Here is a 12420-nt window from a genome sequence, read left to right as displayed (position 1 = left end):
CGGCCCGCACGACCCGGTACCCGCTTCCGGCGCGGCCCGCACCCCGCGCCCGGCGCCTCGTGCCCCGCGTCGTGTGCCCGGTGCAGCTCAGGTGGTCCGGGGCTGGGGTGCGGGTCCGGCGTGTGCGGCGGCCCCGGCAGGCTCCGCAGACCCGGCAGCCTCGGTGGGCTCGGTGTGTGCCGTGGGCGCGGTGGGCTCGGCGTGTGCAGTGGGCGCGGTGGGCTCGGCGTGTGCCGTGGGCGCGGTGGGTTGGGGGGTGGTGGGGTCGGGTGGGGTGGGCAGGTTGCGGCGGGCGGCGGTGACGGCGGGGCCGATGGCGGCGGTGCCGGCCAGGAAGAAGGCCGCCAGGGCCAGCCAGCCCAGGGAGGTGTGGCCAAGGACCAGGAAGCACACCAGGGCCGGTCCCAGGGTGGCCTGGATGACCACGTGGAGGTGGAAGGCGCCCAGGTATTCGCCGCGTGCCTGTTCGGGGGCGAGTGCGAAGCCCAGGCCGAAGCCGCTGGCGGACTGCCACAGTTCGGCCAGGGTGAACAGCAGGACCGCGGCCAGCGCGAGCACGCCGGTGCCGACGGATCCGGTGAGGGTGCCCGCGGCCAGGGCGGCGCAGGCCAGCACGCTGACCAGTCCCGCCCGGCGGGCCGCGCCCACAGCGCCGTCCAGGTTCTCCGAGCCGCGGGCCGCCGCGACCTGGAAGCAGACCACCAGGACGGTGTTGACGGCCAGGATCAGCGGGACGACGCCGTGGGGCAGGGAGGTGGTGCGCACGATCCACAGCGGTATCCCCGCGAGCAGGACCGCGCTGTGCAGGGCGAGCAGGCTGGAGGCGCCGATGACGGCGAGGAAGGGCCCGTCACGCAGCACACCGAACCCCCTGCCGCCCTTACCGCCCTTGCCGCCGGTACTGGTGGTGGGGGTGGGGGTGGGGGGCAGTTTCAGGACCAGCGCGGCCGCCAGGAGGAAGGTGAGGCCGTTGCCCAGCGGCAGCAGGCGCAGGGCGTCCTGGCCGAGCGAGATGAGTGAGGCGGCGGCCAGCGCCCCGGCCGAGAACCCGGCGTTGAACAGGGAACGCAGGGCCGCGCGGGCGGTGACCCGTTCGCCCTCGGGGACCAGTTCGGCGATCAGAGCGCCGAAGGCGGGCCCGCACCCGTATTCCAGGGCGCCGGTGACCACGACGACGGGGAAGTAGGCGGCCGGTGAGTGCACGGCCGGGTAGAGGGCGTAGGCGCCGGCCAAGAGGAGCAGCAGGACGGCGAGCAGGCGGCGGGCGCCCACCCGGTCGCTGAGCCGGCCGAAGAGGAGGCTGGCGGCGAAACCGCTCAGGCCCGCCAGGGACAGGCCCAGGCCGACGACGGTGGCGGGCAGGCCGGCCACGCTCACGAAGTAGACCGCGGAGCCGGCCATGAACAGGCCGTTGCCGAGGCTATCGGCGAAGTGCAGCGCCCCCAGCGTGCGGGCCGGGCCGCGCAGCGAGGAGAACGTGCGCTGGATGAACGTCTTCACAAGCCGTGGGTCCCATCTCGTCAAAGCCCCCCGCACCCCCCCCGGAGAGTGGAAGGGGGGTGGTGGGAGCGCACTGTGCCGGAACGGTCCGTGCCAGGCCCCTGCGGGCCGGGCCGGGCGGGTCTGTTGCCGGAGGGGTCAGGTGGGGTGGGGGGCGGGCGGGGGCAGGCCGGGGGTCCAGGCGGGGGCGATGGCCACGGTGCTCAGGGCGTCCGGGGCCAGGTGGGCGGCGGCGGCGCGGGCCACGTCGCCGGCGTCCAGGGCGCGCAGCCGGTCCTCGTAGCCGGCCGGCCAGGTGGCGGGCAGGTTGCCGACCAGGACGGCGGCGTAGGTGGAGGCCAGTCCAGAGCGGGAGGAGCAGGCCATCGCCATGCAGCCGACCGCGTAGTTCTGGGCGTTGCGCAGTTCCTGCGCGGTGAACGCGCCGGCGGCCAGACGGTTCATCTCCTGGGCGATGAGCGTCAGGGCGCGCACGGCGCCGTCGTGGCGGACGTCGGCCTCGACGGTCAGGACGGCGTTGGGGCCAAGGGGGTCAAGGACGGCGCGCGGTGCGTAGGCCAGGCCCTCGCGTTCGCGCAGGACGCGGGTGAGGCGGCTGGCGTAGTAGCCGCCGAGCATCAGGACGGCCAGTTGCAGGGCCGGGTAGTCGTGGTGGCCGCGGCCGGGCAGCAGGGCGCCCAGCCGCAGCAGGGACTGCGGAGTGGCCGGGTGCACCACCGTGACATCCCCCCGCCGGGCAGCCGCCGGCACAGGAACAGGCGGCCCGGGCCGGTCCCTGGCCGTGGTGGGGGGTGTGGGGTGGGGCAGCAGGGCGGCGGCCTGGGTGAGGAGTTCCTCGGCGGGACCCGGGCCGACGGCGATGCCGTGCCGGCGGGCCGCGGGCGCACTGCGCAGCAGGGCCGCGGTGTCCGGGCCTGTGACGGCGCGGGCGTCGGCGGCGGTGGCGGCCTGGCCGTAGGGGTGGGGGCCGAACACGGCGGCCAGGAAGCGGGTGCGGGCCAGCAGGGTCGGGGCGGGCGCCGCCGTGCTCAGCCGGCCCGCGACACGCTCGGCGGCCTCACGCACCACCCGATCCTCATGCGGGACCCCATCCTGCAGACACTCCCGGATCCGGGCGCAGGCGGCCGCGAAGTCGGCGGTGAACGTGCGCACCGCGATCACGGCCCGGTCGCTGCGCGCCTCCACCCGCACGGTCGCAAGATCGGCGACCGCCTCGGTGAGCGTGGCACGCAGCGCCTCGGCCATCACCTCCGTCCGCGCCTGATGCGGGCCCCGTCCGGCCAGCAGCGGGAACAGCAGCCTGCCCTCGGCCAGTTCACCCGTACCGGTACGCCGCACAGCGACGGCGCTGCCCCGGCCCGTGGCCTGCTCCCGGTGCGCGGGAGCGACGAAATGCGGCACGGGCACCGGCATGGCAGCCAGGACAGAACCAGAACCAGAACCAGAACCAGGACCGGGACCGGGACCGGGTGCGGGTGCGGGTGCGGGTGCCGGTGCGGGTGCCGGTGCGGTGGTGGGGCCGGGCGCGGCGGCGGGGCCGGGCGTGAGGGCGGACGCGGTGGCAGGGCCGGGCGCGGGCGCTGTGGTCGGGCGGGGGCCGGGCGCGGGTGGAGTGGCCGGGCCGGGCTTGGTGGCAGGCGCGGTGGCGGTACCGAGCGCGGGCGCGGGTGTGGCGGCGGGACCAGGCGCGGGCGCGGAGCCGGGTGCGGGGGTGGTGGCCGGGCGGGGGCCGGGCGCGGGTGGAGTGGCCGGGCCGGGCTTGGTGGCAGGCGCGGTGGCGGTACCGAGCGCGGGCGCGGGTGTGGCGGCGGAACCAGGCGCGGGGGTGGGTGTGGGGGTGGTGGGGGTGTTCATGCCGCGGCTCCTGTCCGGCTGGGGGCCGCCGGCCGGGCGGGGGCGGTGGAGGCGGTGGCGGGGGTGGGGAGGCTGGTGATGCGGGCGGCGGGGGCGGTGGCGTAGCGGGCCGCGGCGGCGGCCACCTCACTGTCCGGGAGCCGGTGCAGTGCGCCGGGCAGGGCGGCGAGGTAGCGGGGGTCGTCGTGGACGGCGGCTCCCACGCACAGCCAGGACGCCTGGCTGGCCACCGAGTCCAGTTCGGCGTGCAGCGCCAGGGCGAGTTGCCGGCGGATACGGGCCAGGGGTGCGGTCAGCGGCACGGTGCCGGCGGCGACGGCGGCCAGCTGGGCGCGCAGGCACCGTTCGGCTTCCTCGACGTCGGTGTCGGGCGGGTGGGGGAAGTCCACGGCGAACAGGGCGTCACGGGCGACGTCGAAGGGGTTGCCGGTGCGGTGGGCGCGGGTGCGGTAGGCGCCCCAGGTCCGGGTGTGCGGGTGGCAGGCGCAGACGCCGTTCTGCTCTTCCAGGAGTTCGCCCAGCAGGACGGCGGCGAGGTGGGCGCCGGGGTGGGTGGCCGGGTCGGGGGTGCGAAAGCCCAGCGCGGTGCGGGCGGTTTTGGAGATGCGTTCCACGCGGTGGGCGTGGCGGGCGGTGGTGAGCGGGCCCTCGGGGGTGTGGGCGGGGGCGGGGCGCGGGCGTGGGGGCAGCGGGGCGAGGTGGCGTTCGACGAGGTCGCGGGCGTGGGCGGGGTCGAAGTCGCCGACCAGGGCCAGGTGCACGCCGGCGGGCGCGTAGGAGTCGTCGAAGAAACGGGTGAGGGCGGCGGGGGTGAGATCAATCAGGGCGTCGATGTCGCCGTATCCGTTGTGCCGGTTGTGCCAGCTGTCGTGGAGCAGGGCGGGCAGGTCGAACAGAACCAGCCCGCCGTGCGGACGCTGGAGCATGTTGCGGCGGATCTCGGCCTGCACCACGGCGATCTGCGCCGCGACATGGCTCTGGCCCAGGTCGGGATCGCCGAGCCGGCCCGCCTCGATACGCAGTCCCAGCTCCAGCGCCCCGGCGGGCAGGACGGCGGTGTACTGGGTGTAGTCGGCGGCGGTACGCGCGTTGGTGGTGCCCCCGCACGCGGCGACGGCGTCGGTGAGGGGCCGGCTGCTGGAGGCGCCCTGCGCCAGGACGTGTTCCAGCAGGTGGGCGGCGCCCGCGACGGGCTCGTTACGGAAACCGGTGCCCACGTGCAGGCAGGTGGCGACGACCTGGCAGCCGGGCAGCGGCTGCAGCAGCACGCGCAGGCCGTTGGCCAGACGCCAGGTGGTGGGCGGCACGCTCATCGAAACTCCTCAGTCCCCTGGCGGAAGGTCGGTGCGCAGCAGCGAGTACAGGACCTGGTCGTGCCAGCGCCCACCGCGCCACTGCGCCGAACGCAGCACGCCTTCGCGGGTGAACCCGGCTCTGTGCAGGGCGCGTTGCTCGGCGAGGTTGGCCTGATCGGTCCAGGCCTGGAGGCGTTCGGCCCTGGTGTGGGCGAAGAGGTAGCGGGCCAGCAGACGCTGGGCGAGGGTGCCGGTACCCCGTCCGCGGGCGGCGGGGAACAAGCCGATCGCAAGGGTCCAGCAGGTGCTGGTGTCCGGGCGGCCCCAGGCGGAGGCGAACCACTCCACACGGCCCGCCACCGCCCCCGCCACGGTGACCGTCAAAACACCGCCGTCCGGGCTCAGCAGGCCGTCCTGCTCATGCCGGGCCCGCAGCCGGTGAGCGGGAGTGAACCCGAACCACTGAAACACCCCCGTACCGTCCTGGGTGGCGAACTCCCCCTCGAACAGATCCAGATCACCCGCGGTCACCGGCCGCAGCACCACCACCCCCGAACCACCCACAGCACTCGTATCACTCGCAACGGACATACCGGCGGGGCCGCCCGTGCCGGCCACTCCGGCGGGGCCGCCCGTGCCGCTCGCGCCGGGTGCGCTGTTGGTGGTGCTGGTGCCGGTCGCGGCGTTCGTGTCGCTCGGGCCGCTGGTGGTGCTGGTGCCGGTCATGGGGTGGGCTCCGTGGCTGTGAGGCAGGGCTGCGGCGGGGCGAGCAGGCGCGACAGCGGTGCGCCGGATACGTCGGCCAGGCGCGACTGCGGCGCGTCGGGCGGGGAAGGCCGCAGTGCGCCGGATACGTCGGGCAGGCGGGACTGGTGTGTGCCGGATGGGTCGGGGAGGTGGGACTGGGGTGTGCCGGATGGGTCGGGGAGGTGGGACTGGGGTGTGCCGGATGGGTCGGGGAGGTGGGACTGGGGTGTGGTGGGCGGGGCGGGCTGGGGTGGGGTGGGCAGGAGGCCGGGGGGCAGGGGGCGGGGTGCGGGGATGACGTCGCGCCAGCCGGGCGGGGGCAGACCGCGGCGCAGGTCGCGGTGGTCGGCCAACCACTGGCAGGCGAAGGTGACCAGTTCGCGCAGCGGTACGGCCCGGCACAGCGCCCCGGCCACCTGCGCGGTGGCAAGCGGCCGGCCGGCTGCTTGATAGGCGTCGCCCAGGGCGTCGAAGTCGCCTTCCCACACCAGGAGTTCGGGCACCTGCCGCCACGAGGTACGCCCCAGGGGGCCGGGGACGGGCAGCGACCACCAGCCGGCGCGCCGGCCCGGGTAGGCGGTGGCGTACTCGGCCAGGTGCAGGGCGGTGCATTTCTGCCAGCGGGTGCCCAGCAGCAGCACGGTGGCGTCCAAGTCCCACAACCGGCCCAGCGGGCCGTGTGCGGCAAGCCGCCAGGCCAGGGGGTGCTCGGCCACGATCCGTTCGGCGCGCGGCCCCTGCGCGGTGAACGACACGTGGGGGTGGCCGGAGCGGCGGGCGCCGGGCTGGGTCCTCAGGAGCTCGGGCAGCACGCCCATGGTGCGGGCGACGGGGGTGCGCCGTGCATCGAAGCAGGGCATCTGTGCGGCGGTCGCGGGATCGGCGGCGGCGTGGGCCAGTTCAGGGCGGCGCCAGGTGTGCGGGTGGCACAGCTGGGGGGTGAAGGCGGGCATCACCAGGGTGCCCGCGGCGCCCACCGCGTCACGCAACGCGAGCAGCACACTGTGGGCGCCGCCGACGACGTAGCCGAAGGAACTGAGCGAGGTGTGGGCGATGACCGTGGCGCCGGGCCGCACCCCCAGACCGGCCAGACCGCGGGCGAGCACGTCCCGGGTGACGACATGGCCGCTGTTCATGAAGCCCCCCGCCCACCACGACCGCCGGCACCGCCATGACCGTCATGGCCGTCATGGCCGTCATGGCCGTCATGACTGTCGTAGCTGCCGTGAACGCCGGCCGCGATGGCCTGGGCGCCTGCCCCCGCTGGGAAGCCGTCCGCCGCGGTAAGGCCGTCCGCCGCGGTAAGACCGTCCGCCGCGGTAAGGCCGTCCGCTGCGGTGAGGCTGTCCGTCGCGGTGAGGCCGTCGCGGGTAGCTCCCGTACGACCGGCCGCACCGGCGGGGACGGCTCCGGTGTCCGGGCCGGACTCGGCGACGGGCGGGGCGAGTTCACGGGCGGTCCCGGTCCGGGCGTCTTCGCGTGCGGCGGGGACTGGCCCGCGGCCGTCCGGGCGGCTTTGGCCCGCGGGCGGAGTGCTCTGGCTTGCGGACCAGCTGAGCCGGTCACCGGCCGGGACGTCGGCGAGCGGCGGCGCAGCGAGCCACCGGCGCCCGGCGGGGGCGGCAGCACTCGGGCCTGGGGGCAGTCCCCGTTCACGGTCCAGCGGCCCCAACCCGCCGACCCGCGTGGCCTGTTCACCCGCGGACGCAGGCTGTGCGCCTGCGGCTGGGGGTTGTTCGCCGGTGGGTGGGGTGGGTTGGTTGGGTGGGGTGAGTTCTTCGGTGGTGGCGCTGAGGACCCAGCGGTACCAGGCGCGGATGTTGCCGGGCCGGCTCAGGGGGTGGGCTTCGGAGCGGAAGAACGCCACTTCGCTGCGGACTCCTTGACGGGCCAGGGCACGGTGGGTGCGCAGGGTCTCGGTGGGCGGTACGAGTCCGTCCTGCAGTCCGTGGGAGAGCAGTACCCGGGTGCCGGCTGCCACGGGGCGTGGGAAGAGGCTGTTGAGCTGGTAGAGGGGACGCCAGTGGGTGGGATCGCCGAACTCGCGGATCCACTGCCAGCCCACGTCGCTGCTCTCGGCGACCTGGGCGAGGTCCAGGGGCGCGGCGTGTGCGACGACCAGGTCGGGGTTGAGGGTCTCGGCGGTGGTCAGGGCGAGGTAGCCGCCGAAGCTGCCGCCCATCAGGGCGAGCGGGGAATCCAGCAGGCCCTCGGCGCCCCGGACCGCCTCGACCTGGGCGGCGGCGCACGCGGCGGTCCCGCCGCGCCACTGACGCCAGCCGGTGCGCACGGCGTCGGGGTAGCCCAGGCTCATCGGCGGCTCGACCAGGACCACGGCGAAGCCGCACGCGACGAACGGCCACGGGTTCCACCGCCAGGACCAGTCGCTCCAGCTCTTGAACGGGCCCCCGTGGAAGAGGACCACGGTGCCCCGGGGCGGCCCCTCGGGCAGGCACACCCAGCTGGCGACCTCACCGCCCGCGGTGGGGATGCGCTGGGGCCGGTAGCTGAGCCGGCCCGGCAGCACGGGCGCCTCCGCCGCCACCACCCGCTCCACAACGCGCCCCCTGGCAGCGGGGGCGGTGACCGCGGGCGCGGCGACGGCAGACGCGGGTGCGGGCGTGGTGGCAGCCGACGCGACCACGGCGGGCGCGGAGGGGGACGCGGTGACGGCGGACGCCGGCGTGGCGGGCGCGGGCGTGGTGCCGGGCGTCGCGGCGGTGACGGTCGCAGGAGCAGGAGCAGGAGCAGGAGCAGGGGCTGGGGCGGGGGTGGGGGTGGTGGTGGGGAGGGTGGTGACGTCGAGGGCGGGCGGGGTGTCGGGGGCGGAGGTCAGCACGGCGGCCCGGCCGGCGTGGATACGGGCGCTGGTCACCGAGGCGGGCAGCGGCACCGGCTGCCAGGTGCCGTGGTCCAGGTCGTGGACGTACAGGCCGCGGCGGGGCCCGGACTCGGCCGTGCAGAGGAGGCGGCGGGGCCCGTCCCAGCCCACGGGACGCTGCCACAGCCCGCCCTGGGCGGGCAGCAGCCGCGGCTGCAACAGGTGGTCCAGGAGACAGGCGTACTGGCTGACGGGCTCGTTGTCGCGGCGCACCGTGGTGGCGAGGTAGGCGACCTGCCCGTCCTCGCCCTGGACGGGATAGCACAAGTCGACGCTGTCGCTGAACAGTTCGGCCACCACTCCCCCACCGCCGGCGTCGTCGCCGGCGTTCGGGGCGAGGGGGGTGAGGGGGGTGAGGGTCTGGGCGAGGAGTCCGAAGCGGCGGATCCCGTCACGGTGGTGGCGCTGGACGCCCAACAGGAGGGTGGCGGGACCGCTCCAGGCGCTCTCACCGGTCAGCGCCAGACCCGCCGGCATGTGCGGGGTCAGGGCGCGGGGCGGGGCGCCGTCCAGGGAGAGCAGGTGGACCTGCCAGGGACCTTGCGGCTGTTTGGCGTGGCTGAGGGTCATGTCGCAGCCCTGCGCCCAGACGGCGTCGGAACCGGCCAGCACATCCTCGGGGTGTTCTCCCGGCCCGCCGTAGGTGCTGGTGCTCACCGCGACCGCGCTGCCGCCCGGGCGAACAGCGAGGGCGCCGGCCCGCCCGGGAGTGCTGAACAAGACCTGTTCAGGGCCGCCGCCTGCGGGACGCCGGACAATGAGGGTGCGGCCCTGCTCACGGCGCACGCACACATACCCGCCGTCCACCGCGACGGCCTGGGTGGCCCAGGGCATGGTCCAGCCCGCCTCCCAGCGGCCCTCGCGGGTGCGCCGGTAGTGGACGAGGTGAGGCTGTTCCGCGCCGTGGCGGGTGGGCACATCCACCCGCAGCAGCAGCCCCTCCCCGCCAAAAGCGGCGACATCAGCGGGACGTGGTTCGCTGCACAGCGCCTCCGCCCAGGCAACAGCCCGCTCCAGCACACCACCCCCACCGGCCGAACCAGCCGGGGTGACCGACACGGCCGGGGTGGCCGGGGTGGCCGCGGCGGACGGCACGGCCGCAGCAGCCGGAGATGTCGAAGCACCTGGGGAAGCCGCAGCAGGCGCAGCAGCCGGGACAACCGGGGCGGGCGGGACGACCGGAGTGGGCGGGACGACCGGGGTGGTGGTCATCGCGCGGCCGCGGGAGCAGGGACGTGGGCGGGGACGTCGGCGTGGGCGAGGCGGGCGATGAGGGCGAGGTCGAAGAGGCCGGCCAGGCGGGCGGCTTCGGTGGTGTCGCACAGGCCGCGTTCCAGAGCGCACAGCCGGTACTCGTGCTCGGATGTGGCCTGCCACAGCTCACGCAGCAGGGCGTGACGCCGGGCAGTGGACGTGACCGGGCTCGAGGAAGTGCGCAGCAGTCTCAGGCAGTACGCCTGCAGTTCGTCCAAGGTGGTGCCGGTCACAGCTTCGGCGGGCAGGTCCTGGTAGACCAGACGGCCCGGCGGCAGACGGAACGTACGGGCCAGCAGACGCTCATCGGTGCTCCAATCGGCGGTGGCCTGGGTGGCACGGGCCAGCTGAGCATCGGGGCGAGGCGCGGGCGCGAAACCCGCCGCAGCCAAAAGCCGCCCCGCACCACCACTACCACCGCCAGCACCAGCACCAGCACCAGCGGCACTTCGCGCAGCCCCGGCGCCGGTGCCGGGGCCGGTAGTAGTACCACTGGCGGCGGTAGTGCCACCGGCGGCGACGGTGGCGGCGGCCAGGCGCAGGGTGTAGGCGCGGTGACGTTCGGGGAAGTCGGCCGCGAACAGTTGCAGACAGGCCAGAGCGGTCCGGGCGCTGACCGGCGAACCCGGCTTGAGGGGCCGGTGCTCGAAGTCCCACTGCCGCCCGTAGGAACTCGTCCACGCCTCAGCCCCACGACGCCCCACACCACGAGTACCAGCACCAGCACCAGCGAGGGCCGCATCCCGCGCAGGAACAGGACCGGGCGTAGAAGCGGTAGCAAGGACCGGCGCGGGGGCGGCGGTGGCCGTGAGGGCAGCAGCCGACGCGGGCGCAGAGGCGGCAGCCGGCACCGGTGTCGGCGCGGGCGCGGAGGTCTGCGCAATGGCGGCTGCCGGCACCGGCGTTGGCTTAGACACGGACGCCGGGAGCGGTGCGGTGGCGGGCGCGGGCGTAGGTGTACTGGTGAGGGTGTTCAGGGCGTGGCGGGCGTCGCGGGCTTTGATGTCGCCGTGGGTGTCCAGGTGGTGAAGGAGCAGGTCCATGGCGGGCCGGTCGTGGCGGGCGGCGTGGCGCAGGGCGGCGGTGGAGCGTTCGGTGAAGTGCAGTGCCGCGGCCGCCTGGTGCAGGCCGGTGGCCTGCTGGGTGGTCAGGCGGCGGGTGTCGAGGAGTTCGGTCAGGGCGTGGCGTATGCAGATCAGGGCGTGGGTGAGGCGGTGGGCGCCGGCGTCGTCGTCGGTGTGCAGGACGGCGACGTCGGCGTCGGCGTTCAGGCGGCCGGCGCGGGCTTCGGTGAAGACGTGGCCGATGCCCTGCATGCCGAAGTCGGCCAGTTCCGCGGCGCGCAGGGCGCCCAGGCTGGCGGTGCCGGCGATGTGCACGCCGCGGGCGAGCTGGGCGAGGATCTCTTTGTGGCGGATGGGCGCGTAGTGCTGGTAGACGCCGTCCACGATCAGGATCTGGTCGCCGGGGCGCAGGCACAGGTCGAAGAGGTCGCCGTGGCGTATGGGGGGCCGGTATTCGAAGGGGCCGGCGGGGCGCTGGTGGGGGGCGAGGGTCGGGCCGACGAAGGCGATGCGGCGGCTCACGGGTGGCTCCTGCTGGCGAGGGTCTGCGGGCGGGGGTGTTCCAGGGCCAGTCCAAGGCCCGGGGCGAAGACCTGGACGACCGCGGGCCACGGCTGCTCGTGAGGGGTGAGGTCGGTGGTGATCACGGGCCGTCCGGTGGCCTGGTGCACAGCGGCCACCAACTGCTCGAGCACCCCACCCAACGTGACAGCCGCACCCCGGCCGGTCGGGGTGGCGTCCCGGCCGGCAGTCGCATCGCCGGCGATGACGTTCCGGCCGGCGGTCGCATCGCCGGGGCTGGCGCCCTGACTGGCGGTGGCATGGCCGGGGATGGCGTTCTGGCCGGTCGGGGCGGCGTTCTGGCCGGTGGGGAGGGGTTCGGTGTGCCGGGGGGCGGGCCGCAGCCGGCCGGTGGGGGCGGCGGCCAGGGGCCGGAACGTCCATTCGGGGATGTCGTCGCGGCCGCCGCTGATGGCGCAGGCGCGGCTCTGGACGGCTTCCAGCAGGGCCCGTTCGGCGGCGATCGCGGGATCGGTGTGACAGCCCGACCCGGCGAAGATCTGCCACATCTCGGGCTGGGTGAGCCAGCAGGTGTAGGTGAAGGTGCCGGGCAGGGAGGGGATGCGTTCCAGGGCGACGTCGGCGCCGGCGGCGTGGATCCGCTCGATGACCGGACCCAGCCGCTCCCCGACGCTGTCCAGGTCGGTGGCGATCGCATCACCTTCGCGCAGGCGGGCCAGCGCGTCACGTTCGGCGACTTCCAGCAGGGCGTGCACGGTGGCCTCGACATGGTCGTTGCCCGAGGCCAGACCGTTGGTCGTGGTCAGGAAGGTGGCGGGCTGCCAGCCGTCACCGGCCCAGCCGCGCAATCCCACCGCGGCCGCCGGCACCAGCGCAGGCGCCCCGGCCGCCAGATCCCAGCCGCAGGTCCACTCCAGCACCGTGCGCTCATCCACCAACGACACCGGATGCAAAGACAGTTCACCCACCCCATAGCCCGGAGCCAGCGCGCGGGCAGCATCGCGCACCACGACAGGCACACGCGCCTGCTCGGCGGCGGCGACCTCCAGCGACTCCATGACAGCCGAGATCCGGGCCGCCGTATGGGAGAGCCCCTTGCCCGCGCTCGCACTCAACGTGGCCGCGGCAGGCCGGATCGCCGTCCACACCGGCACATTGAGAACATCCAGCCCCGTCAGGTCCGCAACCCTGGTGATCCCCCGGCCCGCCAGCAGCGGAACAAGCCGCTGCCAGGTCTGCTCCAGCGAGCAGGTACGCACCGTGCCCCGGGTGACGGCCGCCCGCCCGCCGCCGCTCATCCAAG

8 protein-coding genes are annotated in these 12420 nt (G+C 75.3%); all 8 read right to left on the bottom strand.

What is annotated here, in order from left to right; all coding sequences use genetic code 11:
• Positions 1–87: 87 nt before the first annotated feature.
• The 8 genes from ACZ4VA_RS33755 to ACZ4VA_RS33720 all read right to left on the bottom strand — a co-directional run bounded on the left by ACZ4VA_RS33755 (position 88) and on the right by ACZ4VA_RS33720 (position 12415).
• Positions 88–1500, bottom strand: coding sequence for an MFS transporter (locus ACZ4VA_RS33755; protein ID WP_468083773.1), 1413 nt, complete (start codon positions 1498–1500; stop codon positions 88–90).
• Positions 1501–1638: 138 nt separating this feature from the next.
• Entirely contained in the window at positions 1639–2913 is a 1275-nt protein-coding gene (locus ACZ4VA_RS33750) for a M16 family metallopeptidase (RefSeq protein WP_468083771.1), read from the bottom strand.
• Between the two features lie 437 nt (positions 2914–3350).
• Positions 3351–4667: a M16 family metallopeptidase gene (locus ACZ4VA_RS33745; RefSeq protein ID WP_356169097.1), complete on the bottom strand. Its 1317-nt coding sequence runs from the start codon at positions 4665–4667 to the stop codon at positions 3351–3353.
• A gap of 9 nt (positions 4668–4676) precedes the next feature.
• Complete coding sequence (locus tag ACZ4VA_RS33740) at positions 4677–5375, bottom strand: GNAT family N-acetyltransferase (protein ID WP_468083769.1); 699 nt, start codon at positions 5373–5375, stop codon at positions 4677–4679.
• The gene (locus ACZ4VA_RS33735; protein WP_468083767.1) at positions 5372–6532 is read right to left on the bottom strand and encodes an AAC(3) family N-acetyltransferase; all 1161 of its coding nucleotides are present in this window, start codon (positions 6530–6532) and stop codon (positions 5372–5374) included. The genes ACZ4VA_RS33740 and ACZ4VA_RS33735 overlap by 4 nt, the downstream gene beginning before the upstream one ends.
• The gene (locus ACZ4VA_RS33730) at positions 6529–9372 is read right to left on the bottom strand and encodes an alpha/beta hydrolase family protein (protein ID WP_468083765.1); all 2844 of its coding nucleotides are present in this window, start codon (positions 9370–9372) and stop codon (positions 6529–6531) included. The genes ACZ4VA_RS33735 and ACZ4VA_RS33730 overlap by 4 nt, the downstream gene beginning before the upstream one ends.
• 113 nt (positions 9373–9485) lie before the next feature.
• Positions 9486–11117 carry a TfuA-like protein gene (locus ACZ4VA_RS33725; protein WP_468083763.1) on the bottom strand — a complete coding sequence of 544 codons (1632 nt, stop codon included), beginning with the start codon at positions 11115–11117 and terminating at the stop codon, positions 9486–9488.
• Positions 11114–12415, bottom strand: coding sequence for a YcaO-like family protein (locus ACZ4VA_RS33720; RefSeq protein WP_468083762.1), 1302 nt, complete (start codon positions 12413–12415; stop codon positions 11114–11116). The genes ACZ4VA_RS33725 and ACZ4VA_RS33720 overlap by 4 nt, the downstream gene beginning before the upstream one ends.
• Between the last annotated feature and the right edge of the window lie 5 nt (positions 12416–12420).

The sequence above is a fragment of the Streptomyces sp. NPDC028308 genome, assembly GCF_055565855.1.
Note: the sequence above shows the minus strand (reverse complement) of the source record. Positions and strands in the feature narration are given on the sequence as shown.